The following is a 17930-nucleotide window of genomic DNA, read 5'->3' on the forward strand; positions in this document are numbered from 1 at the left end:
GAGAAAATGGCGACAATATCCTCTGAAGGCTGAATGGCGGTGAAAATGAATGGTTGCCGGATTTATGCCTGCAGGAGCATTCGCCGATTGTGAAGGTATTCGTCTTTCCAAAAAAGCAGACGAAAAGTCAATGGAAGCAAAAACATATGTAAAAGTAGAACGAATGAATGAAAAGGAGCGATTGAAAATGAATCTTTCACTAGAAGGTCGTACATACGTGGTAATGGGAGTCGCAAATAAACGAAGCATCGCTTGGGGCATCGCTCAAAGTCTTTCTAAAGCAGGGGCACGACTGGTATTTACTTATGCCGGCGAAAGATTGGAAAAAAATGTCCGCCAGCTTGCGGAGACGCTTGACAGAGAGGATTCGCTCATCCTTCCTTGTGACATAACAGATGATCAAGCGATTAAAGAAGCGTTCGGACAAATTAAAGAAGAAGTAGGGGCGATTCATGGCTTGGCCCATTGTATTGCGTTTGCTAACAAAGAAGAGCTCGAAGGAGAATATTTAAACGTATCTCGCGACGGGTTCTTACTGGCTCAAAATATTAGCTCATACTCCTTAACAGCGGTAGCGAAAGTGGTCCGTGATCTCGACTTAATGAAAGAAGGGGGATCGATCGTAACGATGACCTACCTTGGGGGAGAGCGTGTCGTGAAAAACTATAACGTCATGGGAGTTGCAAAAGCTTCATTAGATGCCAGTGTCCGCTATCTAGCCAATGATTTAGGAAAAGATAACATTCGTGTCAACGCAATTTCAGCAGGACCGATTCGTACACTTTCCGCAAAAGGGATCGGCGGGTTTAATGATGTGTTGAAAGAAATCGAAGCCAAGGCGCCGTTACGTCGATTAACGAATCAGGAAGAGGTAGGAGATACGGCTCTCTTCCTCATGAGTGATTTGTCCCGAGGAATTACCGGAGAACTTATTCACGTCGACAGCGGGTTTAATATTACAGGCCTTTAAGTTTTATACAATCGATGGTTTTATATTCCACGAGTCGGGAAACACCTCCATAGATTCACCAAAAGGAGGATGTTAGAATGAGTGAACTCAACAAGATGGAACAACAAGCTGCAGATATGAGAGAAGAAAAGAAAGAAGAAATTATGGATAACTTCAACCGGTTCGCCAGCTATTTAGGAAGCAAAGTGTCAAAAGCGGAAAAAGCAGGTATGAGTGAAGAAGCCATTGCGAAAAGCGCAGAAAAAGTAGCAGATTATCTTGCGAAACACGAAGAACCAAAGAACCGTGAAGAGCAGCTCCTCCGTGAACTATGGAAAAATGGTGAAAAAGACGAGCGTCACATGTTATCTCATATGCTCGTCCGTATGGTAAAAGATTATAGCTAATATGGAATAGAACTTTAGTTATTTCCTTACAACAATGTATAAGAAGGCAGCATGGCAGCAGATATATTCTGTCCCGTGCTGCTTTTTTCATTTTCCGGTGGGAATATTTGTATTTCTTAGGTTAGTTGGCGTAAAATCGAAAGAACCATTATTATTTTCACGTATTGTAGAACAATAAGTGGGAGAAGAGAAGAAATCGAAGAAAAGGAGATTTTATGACAACGAATAAAGAAAGAACCTGGAATTTAGATAATAGCTATGCCCGTTTGCCTGAGTTGTTTTATAGAAAAGTAAAGCCAGTGTCTGTTCGCTCACCGGAAGTGGTTATTTTTAACGAAGAGTTGGCTCAAACACTTGGGCTTGATCCGAGCCACCTCAAAAGCCAAGCAGGTATAGAAGTGTTGGCAGGAAATCACGTGCCAGAAGGAGGGGAGCCGATCGCACAAGCTTATGCGGGTCATCAATTTGGGCATTTTACCATGCTGGGGGATGGCCGGGCGGTGCTGCTCGGTGAACAAGTCACTCCCTCGAACGAACGCTATGACATCCAACTTAAAGGTTCAGGCCGAACACCATTCTCAAGAGGAGGAGATGGTCGGGCAGCATTAGGACCGATGATTCGGGAGTATCTAATTAGTGAAGCGATGTATCATCTCGGAGTGCCGACTACCCGCAGCTTGTCCGTTGCTACAACGGGTGATACAGTCATACGGGAAGACATGCTATCTGGTGCTGTGCTAACAAGAGTAGCTGCTAGTCATTTGCGGTTCGGGACATTTGAATATGCGGCCCGCTGGGGAGAGGCAGAAGACGTACGAACCCTTGCTGATTACGCGATCGACCGTCATTATGCCGAACTAAAGGAGAAGGAAAACCGCTATTTATCGTTGCTTGAAAAAGTGGCCGATCAACAGGCAAGTCTGATTGCAAAGTGGCAGTGTATCGGGTTTATTCATGGGGTGATGAACACAGACAATATGACCATTAGCGGAGAAACCATTGATTATGGCCCTTGCGCTTTTATGGATGAGTATGATCCAGCTACCGTCTTCAGTTCGATTGACAAACAAGGCCGCTACGCTTACCAAAATCAGCCGGCAATCGGGCAGTGGAATTTAGCTCGTTTTGCAGAAACCTTGCTTCCTCTTATTCATGAGGACCAAGATCAAGCAATTGAAACCGCAAAAGAAGTACTTTCCAAATATGCGGACTTTTATCACCAGTATTGGTTAGAGGGAATGCGTCGTAAACTGGGGCTCCAGCAAGAACAGGAGCAAGACAAAGACCTCATTGTCCGTCTTCTTGAGTTAATGAAAGAACACAAAGCCGACTTTACGAACACATTCCGGGCGCTGACGTTAGGACAGCCAGAAGATACAGCCATGCATCATACCGAAGAATTCAAGGCGTGGTACAAGACATGGCAAGAAAGAGTAGAAAAAGAGAACCGAACTTCCTCCGATGTGTATGAAACGATGAGAACGTCCAATCCTTCTGTGATTCCACGGAACCATCGAGTAGAAGAAGCCTTGGAGGCTGCTGTTGAGGAAGGGGATTACTCGGTTTTCAAACAGTTGATGACTGTATTGTCTGACCCTTACGCCTACTCTTCAGAACAAGAAGAGTACACCCAACTTCCCAAGCCTTCAAACATCCCGTATGTTACGTATTGTGGAACGTAAATTTTCGATAGGGCATCTAAAAGAACCAGTTAAGCATGACCACCGGCTTAATTGTTTCACGCTCTAAGGAACCTTGATTAATATAACAACCGTCACCTCATTTTCATAAAGCAGGTGTCTTTACGTTTCCTTCCTCCGTTATAATAAGGGAAGTGAAACCTTATGTGATGAGGTGAGTGCAATGAAAAAAAGATTAGCAGCCCTCCTTATTGGTTTGGTGTTTGCTAGTTTGGCCGCTTGTTCGAATGACGACGGACAAGCAGGCGAAGAATTAGCAGATGACATAAAAAACATCGTTAATGACTATAGTACGGGGGAGGCACAAACTGCGTCCGCTTCTATTACCTCCCACGAACTTATCATACAGTCGAGTGAAGGGGAGGCAACGTATGACTTACCGGAAGACGAATTTTTTGTTTCGATTGCTCCTTATGAGAAAGAAACACACACCTGACAAATTCACAGCTTGACAGGTTGTCAAGGAGAGATGATAAAGGAAGAGTTTCAGGTCTATGTGGAGGATACGAGCGGCAACGTAGTTATAAATGAAACGATGACATCGTTTGACAATGGATTTGTGGATCTGTGGCTGCCGCGGGATGATTCTTATCATGTAACTATTACGCATGACGGAAAATCTGCAGAGTCTAAAATTTCCACGTCTGAAGGAGATCGTACGTGCATTACTGATATGCAATTGCGGTAACACCGATGGAGAACGGGAAGGCCCAGTGAAAAGCTGGGTCTTTTTTTGTTCGTAACAATGACTATACAAGAGGGGTGAGAAGAAATAGGATGTACGTGATCTGCCTAACTTACATAGGATGGAATCATCATGATTGAAAGGATGATGTTATATGTATTATGTTCCTCCTATGTATCACTATCCATACTATGTTCCTTCCCCGGTGTCCCCTCATTCGATGGCGAGACATCCTCAAGCCATCGGGACCTCTATCATTCACACCATTTCTGACAAAATCAAAGGAGAGGCAGAAGCTATCGACTTGTATAGCCGTTTAGCGGAGTCTGCTCCGAACGAAGATCATAAAACAATGATTCTTTCCATGATCGAAGAAGAAAAGCATCATTTACAGGAACTAGCGAACGTTTACAGATCATGGACAGGGAGGGAGCCTTCGTATGAAGTTGATCCTATTTCCTTTGATACGTATGAGGAAGGACTTCGAAAAGCGTATGACGCTGCGATGAGAAGCTATGAGGCGTATCAACAACAGTATTTACTTACACCTGAGCATCCGGTTCGGGATCTGTTGTGGAAAGCAGGAACGAGTGAAGCAACGCACGCGCAGCGATTTAGCTCCTTAACCTCGTATGGTCAGGAGAATATGCATGGAAAAGATGAGGGCGGTCAGCCTTATGTGGTAAATATAGAGGATGCCTCAAAACAAAATAACACATTCCGTACGGCTATTTGGACGGGAGAACATTTGCAAGTGACTCTCATGAGCATCGATGTAGGAGATGACATCGGACTGGAGGTACACCCAAACGTCGATCAATTTTTGCGTATTGAAGAAGGAACGGGCCTCGTCCAAATGGGGGACTCGGAAGATCAGCTGGACTTCAGGAGAAGAGTGTCCGACGATAACGCCATTATGGTACCGGCTGGTAAATGGCATAACTTAACAAACACAGGAGACAAACCGATTAAACTGTACACGATTTATGCTCCACCCGAGCATCCATTTGGGACAGTACACCAAACGAAAGCAGACGCTCTCGCCGCTGAAGATGAAGGATACTAACGAACACGAGTTGGTGGCTTGCAGCCATCAACTTTTTTTAGACATAGAAAACGCCAAGGACGCCGCTGATGCGTATCTTTTTGTGAATAGGAATTAGGTTTATCCAATCATGTCTTAGGATAAAGGAAAGTATATTTATAGGAAGAAAACGAAGAGGAGGGTGTCAATGACTGTCACGAACCATACGTTGTCACACTTTCAAAAGGTGAGAGAGTTTACGATGGAATTGGTGGAGCCTTTATGTACAGAAGATTACGTCGTACAAGCTTCGCCGGATGTTAGTCCTCCTAAGTGGCATATGGCGCATACGACTTGGTTTTTTGAAACATTTATCTTGAAAAAGTACAAAGACAAGTATGAAGACTTTCACCCAGATTATCATTATTTATTTAACTCTTATTATGAAACAGTAGGTTCTTTTTACCCGCGTCCTCAGCGTGGCCTCTTATCTCGGCCTACCGTGTTAGACATCCAAACATACAGGGAGCATGTCGATCGCCAGATGATAGAGCTATTGGAAACAGCTGAGGGTGAGGAGCTAAGACACATAGGAGAACTGGTGGAGTTAGGCCTCCATCATGAACGCCAGCATCAGGAATTGCTGTTGACCGATATCAAATATAATTTTTCCATCAACCCATTACAGCCTGTGTACGACCAACAAAGGAAAGAGGAGAAGGCTTTGCTTCAACCGAAAACCGATTTCCATGAAATCGAGGGAGGTTTGGTGGAGATAGGACATGATGAAAAGGGATTTTCTTTTGATAATGAAAGGCCTGTTCATAAAGTGTGGCTTGAGCCTTACTGTCTAGCTTCCCATCCCGTCACAAACGGTGAATTTCTCGAATTTATAGAAGACGGGGGGTATGAAAAGCCGGAGTATTGGCTGTCCGATGGTTGGAGCGTGGTGAAAGAAGCATCGTGGCATGCCCCCTTATATTGGGAAAAAGAAAACGAGACCTGGTATAGCTTTACCTTGTCCGGAAAAAGGGAGATAGCATGGGACGAGCCGGTTTGTCATGTTAGCTTTTACGAAGCAGATGCCTTTGCCAGATGGGCGGGGAAACGTCTGCCAACGGAAGCTGAGTGGGAGCACGCCATGAAAACCGAAGCGGTCACTGGAAATTTCGCAGAAGAGCGAATATTTCATCCAGTCGCAGCCCCTCCGCGAGACACGCGATTTTCCCAAGCGTTTGGGGATGTGTGGGAGTGGACAGGGAGTCCCTATGCTTCCTATCCCGGCCACCGACCGCTCGAAGGCTCACTTGGTGAATACAATGCGAAGTTTATGTCTAATCAATTAGTGCTGCGCGGCGGTTCGTGTGTAAGCGCGGCAGATCACATTCGCCTGACGTATCGTAACTTTTTCCATCCGGAAAAGCGCTGGCAGTTTAGTGGATTTCGATTGGCAGAGGGAGTGGAACAATCATGACAAAAGAAGCGAGCGTAGAAAATATACAATCAGCAGCTGCAACCTTTCAAGAAGAAGTGATTACTGGCTTACAGGAGCGAAAAAAAAGGTTGTCCCCAAAGCATTTTTACGACGCTCAGGGAGCTTATTTGTTCGATCAAATTACGGAAACAGATGACTATTATTTAACTTCTGCTGAATTAGAAATCTTACAACATCACGGAGGCGATATTGCGGAGAAATTAGGAGAACACTGCCGTTTCATTGAATTTGGGAGCGGAAGCGGTATGAAAACTAAATATGTGTTGGATGAAGCGTATAATCTGCACAGCTATGTTCCTATTGATATTTCAGCACCGTATTTGTCTCAATCGATTAAAGAGCTAAAGCAAGATTATCCAACGTTAACGATCGAGGGAATGTGTGCGGATTTCACAACCCCGATTTCCCTTCCTGAATCAGCAGGACATGAAAAGAAGGTAGTGTTTTTTCCAGGTTCTTCATTTGGGAATTTTGAGCCGATGGAAGGGGAGTTGTTTTTAAAACGAACAGCTGCCATGTTAGAAAAAGGCGATGGGTTGTTGATCGGAATTGACTTAGTCAAAAATCCGGATATTCTCCATGCTGCTTACAATGACACACAAGGCTATACGGCAGCCTTCAATAAAAATATTTTGGAGCGAATTAATCGAGAAATGGATGCTGACTTCGATCTCGCTTCGTTTGAACATTACGCCTTTTACCAGCCTATCGAAAAACGAATAGAAATGCACTTAATCAGCCAAGTCGAACAAACGGTGCAAGTCGGACCTGCAAGCATTCCGTTCAAAGAAGGAGAAAGCATTCACACTGAAAACTCGTATAAATTCACAGTCCATGACTTCACCGTCTTGGCAGCGAAGTGCGGTTTTACGAGAGACAAGGTGTGGCTGGATACGAATCAGCATGTCGCTTTGCTATATTTCGAACGAACGTCAAACGAATAGGAACAGAGTCTCCCATTACCTTTTCGTTCTTTGAGCGATCTTTGTTATCCCCCTTTTTGTGCTCTATATTTCATCTAAGTTGACAGTCAAAAAAGGATTTTGTATAGTATGGAGCGATGTTTCGGAGAGGGGGAAATCCGTTGGACTCGCGTTCAGAAATACATGAGATGGATCTGATTGATATGTTAAGTGAGCGTCATCATATGCTCCGCAGAATTACTGAAAGTTCGTGGAACGATAACAGCGACATATATATATCGAGCTCCGAGTGGTACATCCTGGCAAGAATATATAACAAACAGCCATCGATATCTTCTATCACCAAAAGCGTAAATATTTCCCGCCAAGCGATCCATAAATTTATTAAAAAATTAGCAGACAAAGAATTAGTAGAAGTTCACAATGCAGCCCATAACAAAAAAGAGAAGTGTGTTCAGCTAACAGCGCTAGGGAACGCATGCTATGAAAAAAATGAGGCGCTCAAAGCTCAATTAGAGAACAAACTAGCCGAAAAAATAGGGGAAGAACAATTCAATACGCTTAAAGAGATTTTACAATTGGATTGGAATATCGAACAGGAAGAGGCTCAAGCCAACAACTAACACCCTCTCATTGTCACGATCGGTGATGATGGGAAGGTGTTTTGTTTTGCTCGGTAAGTAAGTTGTCTATATCACGGACGTAACTAGGAATGAAAAACTATCTATGAAAGTTTAGGCAGTTGGTGCTTTAGAAGCTTAATTTTTTTGCCCCGATTCCATTTTCCCTAATTTGTATCCCTCTTGAAATCCACGTTCATAATGAGCGGCTAACATATCTTCTAATATCTTTATATCTTCCTCAGACAATTTGGCTAAGAAATAGGCAGAGACTTCCTTGTTGGGTTCTTTCATGGCTGACTCCTATTGTATTCTTTTTTACTCTTATTATACCATGCCCTGTTGTGTATGTTCATGTTTGGAAACTCAAAGGAACATCTTTCGTAAGTCGTCTGGGTCAACGTGAATAATAGAGGCCCTCTCTATGCAGGCTTAATAAAAGTATGAAGTGAGTAGTGCAACGATAGATTGACGGAAAAAAGATGATGTGTAAAAAGATAGGACGAAAGATTGAAGAGAGTGGAGATGGAAGTGAAATATGGAATCGTTTTATGAAGGATAACTGTCATTTTCATTCACGTAACGAGTCGTAAAAATGATCAAAAGGGTAGAAAAGGGGGGCGAACAAATCAGGACGAAGGTTCCCTTCCATTTTTCTTCCATGACATAAAATAACAAAAAGTGGTTTGTTTTTCGTAGGACAAACTCATTAAAGCGATCATCTTGCCCTGATTAACCAGCCATCTACCATTCTATGTAAGCTTGTGGAAAGGAATAGGCTGTGATAAAACGTACTATGTAAGACATAAGGGGCAACCTTTATGCCCATCGAATGAAGGAGGAGGACCATGCTTGTTGTATTAGATGAGACCATAGGGTTTCACTCTTCTTCTTTTCCGTTTGGGGAACAGACTCTCCCTGTTATCAAACCAGCAAAAACGAAAAAGAAGGATCACACCTATCAAGAATATATTGAATCTGAATCTTCTTCCTTGCGATCAAAAAATCTCCATCTTTCGACTTACACGCTGGAGGATGAAATAGAATTTTTTTCTGACCTGTTTTCTCGTCATAAGGCAGCAGACCCGATTATCTATTTCTATGATCCTATGTATACCGATCACCCGATGATTCGCAGATTACAAAATATGTTTCTTCCCGATAAACGACTATACCCGCTTCCCGCTGCGATTAATCGTGCAGAAACATTTTTTATTGTGACACAGTTGTTGAAGAGAGAGGGAACATCTTCGTCTCCCGTGCTAACCTATCAACAGCTTAGAAAACATATTAAGTCGTGGGTCGCCGGTGCTTCGGGGTGGGTAGTAACGACAAACGTGAAGTCCATTTTCAAGCGCCGGATCGCCCATCGCGTGTATCGAAGAAAAAAGAAGCACACCTATACGCAAGTTCGAATCAACCCTTATGGGAAATTGGAATCTCAGAAAAAAGCGGCGCTAGATGAGATATGGAAAGAATTGAGTGAGAAGCTCGCTGGCAAGGAGACTTGGGTCGTGACGAAAGGAACAGAATTACCGAATTCTCCTGGGAAGGTATGCGACTTAAGAGAAGAGGCGTTTCCAGTAAATGTCCCTTACGTTCATGTATTTGAACCTCCTGTCGAAGAACAATCAACCACAATTGGAGATGACGAACATGCTAGATGCTAAAAGAAAAGCAATGATTTTTCTTGCTGCCGCATTTATTTTTGCTGTGCTCGCCACCGCTCTCATTTTAAATGAAATCAGAAATGCGCAGGCTTCTATCGGAGAGACGATCAAGGTGGCGGTCGCGGATGAAGATATCCCAACCTACACCGAGTTAAAGGAAGATATGGTTTCCTGGGAAGAAGTACCTGCATCAAGCAGTATTTCTTCATATGTGAGAGAGGCTTCGGAACTTGAAGGATCGATAAGTATTGTTCCTGTGAAAAAGGGCGACTTGTTAACAAAAAATATCGTGCGGTCCAGTTTGGAAATCCCCCAAGATCATCGAGTCGTTTGGCTGAATGCTACCGATAACGTCGTCATGGATCAAGCCATTGCAGAAGGTGATCAAGTAGATATTGTTGTGACGTATTCATCATCGAGCTCTGATACACGGACCAGGCGGTTGTTTAAGTCCGTTGATGTGGTGCAGAGAGCTGAGCCTGAGGAAGAAGAAGATATCCCTGCGAGCCTCAATGTATCTTTGCCGATTGAAGACGCGGAAGATCTCATTCACTACCAGAATACAGCCGACCAAATTCGCGTATTGCTAGTGAATCAAGTGCAATCTGAAGGCAGCCAGGCCCCTCAAGCTCCTAAAAAATTAGAAGAAGAGGAGACAGAGGAAGAAAGCAAGCCAGAGAAGGAAGAAGCCCCGAAAGAAGAAAAAGAAAAGAAGGAGAATGACGAAGAAGCCGATAGCGAGCAGTAGATAGAAAGGAAGACAGAATCGTGAGTACATATAAAGCCGCAGTCCTGACAACTCATCAACACATACAAGAAGAGGTGCGAGAGCGTTTAATACATAACGACATGGAAGTGGAAGTAGTAGAGGCACTTCCCGATGAATCTGCGTTGTACCATTTTTTATTTATTGGGGAGGACGTGTATGATCAGTTAGGCCCGGATACGTTACAACGAGCCTCCGTCTGTATCGGTCTTCTTCAAGATGGTTCATTTGAGAACGTGAGAAACTGGATGAAACAAGGGATCGACGATGTGATTCTCATCCCGGATGAATGGGAGAGAATCGATGAATTAATCGAATACGGATTGAAGAAAATGGAACAAGCGGCGACCATTTCCCCAGACTCTCTTCAGGGTGGAAACGTCCTCGTATTTTACAGCCCAAAAGGAGGAAGTGGGAAAACGCTGCTGTCAGCCATGCTGGCTCAATGTCTGAAAACGCAGTACGACAAAAGGGTAATGTATATTGATTTAAATGCCCAGTTCGGCGGCGTGGAAGGGTTAATGGCATTAGAGCCAATTCGAAATTATTGCGATCTGCTTCCCGTCTTAAATGAATTGTCGATGCATCACATTCAGAATGTAACAACTCAACAAGAACAGATAGAACTCGATGTGTTGACAGGGCCTTCCCATCCGGAAAGGGCCGAGGAAGTCACAGAAGAGCTCGTGAAAAAAGTGATACAGATATGCAAAGAGCATTATGACTATGTCATCGTGGATGTGCCTTCTGCTTTTCAATCCATTACATATACCGCACTTCAAGAGGCAACGACCATCTATTACCCGCTGACACTCGATACGATGGCGATTCGTGTGTTAAAGCAAACAAAAACATTGCTTGATCGTCTCCAATTGACGTCCAATGAGAAGTTTCAATTAATATTAAATCGCGTGCAACCGAAAAGTGAGATCTCCGAAAAAGACATAAAAAACATTGTTAGTATGGAGCCTGCCGGAAAAGTGAGAGAAGACTTTCTCGGGGTGCAGCCGCTGATCAATATGGGACTCCCTTTTTATACGAAAAAAGGAAAGGTCAGCCTTACGAAGCAAACAGTGGATATAAACCGGTTTGTTCAAAAGAATCTTGTGAAGAAGAAGAAAGGGAAGTGATTGTTGTGTCTTGGCTGGAAAAAATTCAACAACCATCTTCTTCGACCTCCTGGACAGGAAGAGACAAAGAAACGATCCGAGACACCGATCTCGACCGCTGGGTCAGGCACTACAAAGACAGGCTGATCAAAGAGGCAAACTTAGAAGAAATCATTACACTCCCTCCCTATGAGAAAAAAGAGACTATTCAACGTCTCATATCGCAAATGATCGACGAGGAAAAAGTCATCATTCCAAGTAGGGATATGAACGAAATTATTCAACAGCTCATTCATGATTCGGTCGGTTTCGGGCCATTGGAATCTCTTTTAGAAAGAGACGATATTACAGAAATTATGGTAAATAGTCCGGATGATATCTACATCGAACGTCACGGGAAATTAGAAAAGACTTCTGTCCGTTTCAAAGATGAGGAGCATATTCGCCATATCATCGACCGCATTATCGCACCGATTGGGCGGCGAATTGATGAAAGCTCACCCATGGTAGACGCCCGCTTACCGGATGGGAGCCGGGTCAACGCAGCCATCCCTCCGGTTAGTATTGACGGCCCTATTATCTCGATTCGTAAATTTAATAAAGATCCCTTTTCGTTATATGACTTGATTCAATTCGGAACACTTACAGAGACAATGGGCGAATTTTTACAAGCGTTAGTGAAGGCGAAAACAAACATTCTTGTATCCGGAGGAACAGGCAGCGGAAAAACGACGCTCCTAAACGTATTGTCTGCTTCAATCCCACAAGGGGAGCGTATTGTGACGATTGAGGATATGGCGGAACTGCGGTTTAGTTACGACAATCTCGTCCGTATGGAAGCAAGACCGGCGAACATGGAAGGAGAAGGGGCGATTACGATCAATCACTTGGTGAAAAATGCCCTGAGGATGCGCCCAGACCGTGTGATTGTCGGTGAGGTGAGAGGATCAGAAGCATTGGATATGCTGCAGGCGATGAACACAGGCCATGAAGGTTCGTTAACGACTGTTCACGCAAATTCACCGAAGGATGCGCTTGGACGTCTAGAAGCCATGGTCATCATGTCCGGTCTTCCTTTAACCGTTGATATTATTCGTGACTACTTTGTAGGTGCACTCGATATCATCGTTCAGACAGAAAGACTCATGGACGGAAAACGCCGGATAGTAGCCATTTCGGAAGTGTCTGAAGAAAATGGAGATATTCGAATGGAGGATATTTTCCGTTTCCGTCAAGAAGGGCTTACCGATCACGGTGAAGTGTCCGGTTACTTTGAGGCTACCGGTTATGTGCCGAACATTTCCGAGCGACTTCGAGCATACGGTCAAGCCTTACCGGACCTCTTTTTTAGGGAAGGAGAGCTGGTATGATGCTTCTCTACATCGTGATGGGGGCCGCTATTTTATCATTTATGTTCTTTCTCTATTATATGGCAAAAGTGTACAAAGCCGGGAAGTCGAGAAAAAGAATACAATCCTGGTTTGACGCTAACGACGAAGAGAAACGTAGAAGTTTTCTATTTGTGCTCGGAGACCGTTTCGATGAATCCGTGATGGCCAAAGAATTGGAAAAGAAGCTAAAGCAGGCAGCAGTCCCTGTTAAACCTTCCGAATATGCAGCAGTGTGTATCGTGCTATTTGTTGTTCTTTGGGTCATTAGCCGCGCTATTTTGGAATTGATGTTTCCAATCGATTTTGTCATCTCCTTTCTCATCGTGAAAGCAGGATCAAGCATCTATATAAAGACGAAACGCGAAAAGCGCTCCGAAGCATTTAATCAACAATTACCGGATATTTGCCGGATGCTCAGTAATACAGTGAAAGCCGGACTCACGATGCAGCAAGGCATTGCGATGGCAGGAAAAGAGTTGAAAGCTCCTGCCGGCCCTGAATTTGCGAAAATGTCGAGACAGTTAAGCATGGGAGATAGCTTTGAACGTGTGATTCATCGATTTATCGAGCAAGTTGACAGCCGTGAAGTAAAAGTAATGATGAACACAGTACTCATCCAACGACGTATCGGGGGGAATTTGGCAGAAGTGATGGAGATGATGGCCCAGACCTTAGAAGAAAGAGGCAGAGTTCATAAAGAGATGAGCGCTGTCACAGCTGAGTCGAAATATGTGGCATTTATCCTGCCGATTTTGCCGATTGCCACGGCAATCATGCTTAATCTGTTTATCCCAGGCTTTTTAAACCCTCTCTTTACACCGCTGGGTCTTCTGTTATTACTTGTGTTTGCCGTCGTGCTGGCGATTAGTTCTTATGCCATTAAAAAGGTCACGGATATAAGGGTGTAGTCAAATGAATGATGTGATGTTAAGTGTAGCTATTTTCCTTATCGCAGGAGTATTGCTATTCCTGCTTATTGCTTTTATTTATATTTGGATGGCTGTGGCCAGAAAGCAACAGCTCTATGGGTATATCGGGACAAAGGAGAAGAAAAAGAAAAATAAGAAGCCATGGAATGAGAGACTAATGGTCCCGATTATTAAAGGGGCCGTCTATTTAAGCCCTACCGCGAAAAAGTATCCTTTGTTTGGCAAGCATGATCATTATGAACGGCTCTTGGCGAAAGCGGGAAATCCTTTTCAACTGCGACTTCAAGATTTCTATGGAATGCGATACATATTAGGGATTTCCGCATATGTGTTCGGCTGGATTTATTTTATTCTTGGATTGCCATTCGCATTGTATATGCTGATTTTGCTGCCTGTTGCTGCTTTCTTTGCTCCTGATGTATGGCTTCGTATGAAAGCAAAAGAAAGACAAGAGACGATCAGTTTAGAAATTCCAGATTTTCTGGATGTGGTGAGCATTTCATTACGTGCCGGTGCTTCACTTGACGGTGCAATGGGACAAGTAGCCAAACAAATGGGAGGACCGCTCGGAGAGGAAATCGAACGACTCGGGCGAGAAATTAATTTAGGGGTACCTCGTATGACAGCGTATGAAAACTTGCTGTATCGAAACGATGCCCCTGAGCTGGAAATGCTCATTCAATCATTAATCCAGGGGGGTGAGTTGGGAGTTCCGGTATCCCGCACATTCCGAGTACAGGCGGATGATTTACGGAGTACAAGAGGTTTTCGTGCCAAAGAAAAAGCAGCAAAAGCCAGTCCAAAAGTAACCGTGATTACAACGATGACCATTGTACCTTCGGTGTTCATTCTCGTACTTGGCTTACTTTTCTTGAATTTCATGTACAACCCAGAAGCATTTGGCCTTGATATTTTCCTAAGATAAACAGTAAAAAGAGGAGTGAAGAAATATGTTAAAAACATATGTAGAAGCAAGAGAATTGGTAAGAAAGTATTTAGATAATGAAAAAGGCTCTGTTTCCATGGAATGGATTATGTTAGGGCTGTTAGGTGTCGCTTTGGTCGGTATTGTTGTTACTGCTTTAGGAGAATCCGACGGCAGTACGATCGCATCAGCGATTACTTCCAAAATAGCGGAGTTTATCAACGGAATTGGTTCCGGAGGAAACTAAGACGCGGTTCAGAGCGAATCGGAGGCGACAATGAATGAATCACCTATTAAAATATGTAAAAAATGAACGCGGGTCGCAGCTGATTGAATTCGTAGCCATTTTCCCTTTAATCATTTTTGCTTTCTTATTTGTTTGGCAAATGGCGCTGGCTGCTTATACGTTTGTCGTAGCAGAAGGGGCAGCACGGGATGGAGCAAGAGTAGCTTCGGTGTCTGGAATTGGCGATACCGAAGCTATTGCTTCGAGTGTCCAGCAATCAGCGAGAGGGTTGGATGTGTTAGGGATATCTCCTAGTGTATCTTCTGGTTCCTATGGCGAGGAAGTTCATGTGGATATTGAAGTTGCACTAAAAACAATTAATGTACCATTTGTAGGTGAGTTAGATTATGAAATTACCGGGACTGCCACGATGCCTTACGAATATGAAGAAAATCCTTAAAGGATCGTTATCTCATGCGGCCAATGAGCGAGGAAACGCGATGATGATTTCTCTTATCGTCGTATTTTGTTTTATTTTTCTCGCTTTCGTGTTTTTTGATGTCTTTTCGACGTATGCCTATAAAAATGCCAGTCAAAAGGCAACTGATGCCGCAGCCATAGCCGCTGCCTTGGAAGCAAAAGATATTTACGAAGAGGAATTAGCATATCGACTGGAACAGGCATTTGCCCCTTTCGCGTCAGGGATTCGGGACGCATTAGAAGAGGATGAGGGAGATGAAGACGAAGAAGAGGGAGAGGTGAGTGCTCAGAACGTGGGGAACGACGATGATATTTCGGAAGAAGACTTAGAAGATAACCCTGATCTTACCGATGCACCTCAAGTCGTCCTCGATCGAATCATTGATGCGTCCACTCCGTTGACAAATGAAGCACTCCTTTTCTTTTTTTCCGATGCGCAGATTACAGGTTTTATTTGTGACTCGATGAGAAGGGATTGGTCTCGAATCGAGGAAAAAGCCAATTATTTTGCTCAAAAAAATGGAGCAGAGGACATAACAGATTTGGAGTTTCCGTATGACGGATCCTTCGAAATCTTTGCTTCGGTAAAAACGGAAACGTCATTTATAACGGTACCCGATGAGGCATTTGGCCAGGGTCAACGAGATATGCACACCGATGCGTCAGCCAGTATACCTCTCCCAGAAGGCGTTTCATTTGTACCAGGAGCATGCCATTAATAGAGAGGAGGAACGGTATTGAAAAGCTTACATAAAATGATCACCATCTTCCTAGTCCTGATGATGGTCTTTCCTCTATCTTCCCCTCTGAATGACGGGTTTGCTGCTGATGTCGATTTCGACTATGGGGAGGAGCAGCCACAGTTAACCCAAACAGAAAGCCAAGGCAGGGATACTGGTTCTTCTGGCAGCTTTCCCGGTGGAGGAGATATTCCAGGCGGAGGGTCTGATGGAGACTCTCCCGGCTTTTGGGAAAGCCTTTGGAATTGGGGAAAAGAAGTGGTGCAAGAGGCGGGACATACCGTTGCTGAATTTATTGGAGATGCTGGTGAATCACTAGGGGATGCGATTGCAGAGTTTGCCCCGAATCTTGGCGAGAAAATAAAAGAATACAGCAATCATGCGGAAAACGTGATAAAAGGACTAACAAACCCTGAGTCTTTAGGAGACTTTCTAAAAACACTGGCAGCCGGTATATTTGTCATGACACCAGTTGGCTGGGGAGCCATTCTCGGCGATCTTCTGGCGAGTGGTCTCACAGATGCTTGGAACGCGATGCCTGATTGGGCACAAGGATTGTTAAAAGGGTTAGCGGTTGGATTAGCGGTCGCCGCAGCCATCATTGCAGGTGCCTACTTGCTGGCAGCGTTAGGCGTCATTGCTATCGGGACACTCCTTACAGCTACCGTCTTAGCCGGACTAGGCGCTTTGGGAGCTGCTATTTATGGCGCCATCGCCGGCGGAGAAAACTTTAACCCATTTGTAGCCGGAGGAATTGTACTAGGCACCGTTTTTATTCCCCTATCAGGTAAGATAGCAGGGTTTTTATTAAGTACTCGCACCGGACTCATGCTAGGAGCAAAAGGATATATTGCTTTTGGTCGTTTTTCCAGTTGGTTGATTCCAAAGCTATCCGCTGGCTGGGCAAGCGTCTCCGGGTTTATGGCTGCGAATAAAATGGGTTTTTTGATTGGGGGAACGCCCGCCTTTCTCCAACATTGGTTTACGTTGATGGAAAATCCGTCTGCGTTTGACCTGAGAACAGCACTTGTCGATATTGCAACCGGTGCGTTAGCCGGTGGCTTATTAGCACCATTCGGAAGCGGGTTTGCTGCCTTGTCTAGCGCAGACAAATGGAAACGAGTATTATCTGCGTCAGGAATCGGAGGGGGCATTTTTGCATTAGGTGACTGGGCAAGTGGAAACGGTTTTTCCATGTCATCCTTTTTCACGGGAGCTCTCATCACGTCTGTCTTTTTTCCATTAGGAGCTCAAATGATTTCTTTTGCGAACCATACGATAGGAAGAACGCTCAATACGAACCAGAGAACGGCCATGAATCACTTTCTCGATTTCATAAACGGTGTAAGACAAACCGCTTTTACGCATTTTACAAAAGGGACGTTTATTCAGGGGTTTAATAAACTGGGAGAGCTGATTTCTAACAGCTGGAGTCGCTTATTCGACGGGAATTTAAGCAACGTCGATCATTTAGATACCGATCAGCTTCAAAACAACATCGACCAGAACACGAGCGATCGATCATCATAAGAAGGAGGAAGGTCATTGAGATGGTAGTTCGGTTATTGAATATAAGTGTAGTATTACTCTTTGGAATAGGTATTGCCTCCTTTGTCTTTGTTGGGATAAGCCCTGCGGCGGCTGATCAATATCTTACCATTCCTTGGATCAATATTCCTCTCAAAGTCCTCATGTTTGTACTGCTCATTGCGGCGATGACGAATTTCTTTCGGATTCAAAGCAAGGATAAACAAGCGAAAGGGGTCCATGTACGAAATGCCTTTTTCGTATCGATCTTCGTAATGCTGCTCGTCGATTGGAAAAATGGGTGGCCTGTCGTCAGTTCGTTACTCTAAACAGAGAAGACCGATGGATAGAAATCATGAGAACA

The 17930-nt window shown here is 44.1% G+C and carries 20 protein-coding genes; 19 read left to right on the forward strand and 1 reads right to left on the reverse strand.

From position 1 onward, the window contains the following. The first annotated feature begins 187 nt into the window (after positions 1-187). The 8 genes from fabI to BM095_RS09300 all read left to right on the forward strand — a co-directional run bounded on the left by fabI (position 188) and on the right by BM095_RS09300 (position 7806). Positions 188-970, forward strand: coding sequence for an enoyl-ACP reductase FabI (gene fabI, locus BM095_RS09265; protein WP_091660995.1), 783 nt, complete (start codon positions 188-190; stop codon positions 968-970). Between the two features lie 77 nt (positions 971-1047). Continuing rightward, positions 1048-1356, forward strand: coding sequence for a DUF3243 domain-containing protein (locus BM095_RS09270; RefSeq protein WP_091660641.1), 309 nt, complete (start codon positions 1048-1050; stop codon positions 1354-1356). 215 nt (positions 1357-1571) lie between these two features. After that, a complete protein-coding gene (locus BM095_RS09275) occupies positions 1572-3038 on the forward strand; it encodes a protein adenylyltransferase SelO (RefSeq protein ID WP_091660644.1) in 1467 nt (488 codons plus the stop codon). Positions 3039-3219: 181 nt separating this feature from the next. Beyond that, the gene (locus BM095_RS09280) at positions 3220-3744 is read left to right on the forward strand and encodes a CueP family metal-binding protein (protein ID WP_177194767.1); all 525 of its coding nucleotides are present in this window, start codon (positions 3220-3222) and stop codon (positions 3742-3744) included. Between the two features lie 151 nt (positions 3745-3895). After that, the gene (locus BM095_RS09285; RefSeq protein WP_091660646.1) at positions 3896-4807 is read left to right on the forward strand and encodes a cupin domain-containing protein; all 912 of its coding nucleotides are present in this window, start codon (positions 3896-3898) and stop codon (positions 4805-4807) included. A 166-nt stretch (positions 4808-4973) separates the two neighbouring features. Continuing rightward, positions 4974-6239, forward strand: coding sequence for an ergothioneine biosynthesis protein EgtB (gene egtB / locus BM095_RS09290; RefSeq protein ID WP_091660649.1), 1266 nt, complete (start codon positions 4974-4976; stop codon positions 6237-6239). Beyond that, on the forward strand, positions 6236-7204 hold the full coding sequence (egtD, locus tag BM095_RS09295) for an L-histidine N(alpha)-methyltransferase (RefSeq protein ID WP_091660652.1): 969 nt from the start codon (positions 6236-6238) through the stop codon (positions 7202-7204). Before egtB ends, egtD begins: the two co-directional genes overlap by 4 nt. 116 nt (positions 7205-7320) lie before the next feature. Next, positions 7321-7806 carry a MarR family winged helix-turn-helix transcriptional regulator gene (locus tag BM095_RS09300; RefSeq protein WP_091660654.1) on the forward strand — a complete coding sequence of 162 codons (486 nt, stop codon included), beginning with the start codon at positions 7321-7323 and terminating at the stop codon, positions 7804-7806. A 135-nt stretch (positions 7807-7941) separates the two neighbouring features. Here BM095_RS09300 and BM095_RS16570 read toward each other — a convergent pair whose 3' ends face one another. Then, on the reverse strand, positions 7942-8097 hold the full coding sequence (locus tag BM095_RS16570) for a hypothetical protein (protein ID WP_177194768.1): 156 nt from the start codon (positions 8095-8097) through the stop codon (positions 7942-7944). Positions 8098-8651: 554 nt separating this feature from the next. Between BM095_RS16570 and BM095_RS16380 the strand changes: the two genes are divergently transcribed. The 11 genes from BM095_RS16380 to BM095_RS09350 are packed head-to-tail and all read left to right on the forward strand — an operon-like array spanning position 8652 to position 17895. Then, the gene (locus tag BM095_RS16380) at positions 8652-9473 is read left to right on the forward strand and encodes a hypothetical protein (protein WP_143083207.1); all 822 of its coding nucleotides are present in this window, start codon (positions 8652-8654) and stop codon (positions 9471-9473) included. Beyond that, positions 9460-10221 carry a Flp pilus assembly protein CpaB gene (cpaB, locus tag BM095_RS09305; RefSeq protein ID WP_177194769.1) on the forward strand — a complete coding sequence of 254 codons (762 nt, stop codon included), beginning with the start codon at positions 9460-9462 and terminating at the stop codon, positions 10219-10221. The genes BM095_RS16380 and cpaB overlap by 14 nt, the downstream gene beginning before the upstream one ends. Before the next feature lie 20 nt (positions 10222-10241). Continuing rightward, positions 10242-11369 carry an AAA family ATPase gene (locus BM095_RS09310; RefSeq protein WP_091660660.1) on the forward strand — a complete coding sequence of 376 codons (1128 nt, stop codon included), beginning with the start codon at positions 10242-10244 and terminating at the stop codon, positions 11367-11369. Further along, complete coding sequence (locus tag BM095_RS09315; RefSeq protein ID WP_245757861.1) at positions 11366-12718, forward strand: CpaF family protein; 1353 nt, start codon at positions 11366-11368, stop codon at positions 12716-12718. The genes BM095_RS09310 and BM095_RS09315 overlap by 4 nt, the downstream gene beginning before the upstream one ends. Beyond that, entirely contained in the window at positions 12715-13647 is a 933-nt protein-coding gene (locus BM095_RS09320; RefSeq protein ID WP_091660662.1) for a type II secretion system F family protein, read from the forward strand. Before BM095_RS09315 ends, BM095_RS09320 begins: the two co-directional genes overlap by 4 nt. Before the next feature lie 4 nt (positions 13648-13651). Further along, complete coding sequence (locus BM095_RS09325; RefSeq protein WP_091660665.1) at positions 13652-14593, forward strand: type II secretion system F family protein; 942 nt, start codon at positions 13652-13654, stop codon at positions 14591-14593. 25 nt (positions 14594-14618) lie between these two features. Further along, a complete protein-coding gene (locus BM095_RS09330; RefSeq protein ID WP_091660667.1) occupies positions 14619-14840 on the forward strand; it encodes a hypothetical protein in 222 nt (73 codons plus the stop codon). Between the two features lie 34 nt (positions 14841-14874). Then, complete coding sequence (locus BM095_RS09335) at positions 14875-15279, forward strand: TadE/TadG family type IV pilus assembly protein (RefSeq protein ID WP_091660670.1); 405 nt, start codon at positions 14875-14877, stop codon at positions 15277-15279. Continuing rightward, positions 15263-16018, forward strand: coding sequence for a pilus assembly protein TadG-related protein (locus tag BM095_RS09340; RefSeq protein ID WP_218151624.1), 756 nt, complete (start codon positions 15263-15265; stop codon positions 16016-16018). Before BM095_RS09335 ends, BM095_RS09340 begins: the two co-directional genes overlap by 17 nt. Before the next feature lie 18 nt (positions 16019-16036). Continuing rightward, positions 16037-17569, forward strand: a complete 1533-nt coding sequence (locus tag BM095_RS09345; protein ID WP_091660676.1) for a hypothetical protein — start codon at positions 16037-16039, stop codon at positions 17567-17569. Positions 17570-17589: 20 nt separating this feature from the next. Next, complete coding sequence (locus BM095_RS09350) at positions 17590-17895, forward strand: hypothetical protein (RefSeq protein ID WP_091660679.1); 306 nt, start codon at positions 17590-17592, stop codon at positions 17893-17895. Positions 17896-17930: the final 35 nt, after the last annotated feature.

The organism is Alteribacillus iranensis, from assembly GCF_900113025.1.
In the GTDB taxonomy this organism is placed as follows: domain Bacteria; phylum Bacillota; class Bacilli; order Bacillales; family Marinococcaceae; genus Alteribacillus_A; species Alteribacillus_A iranensis.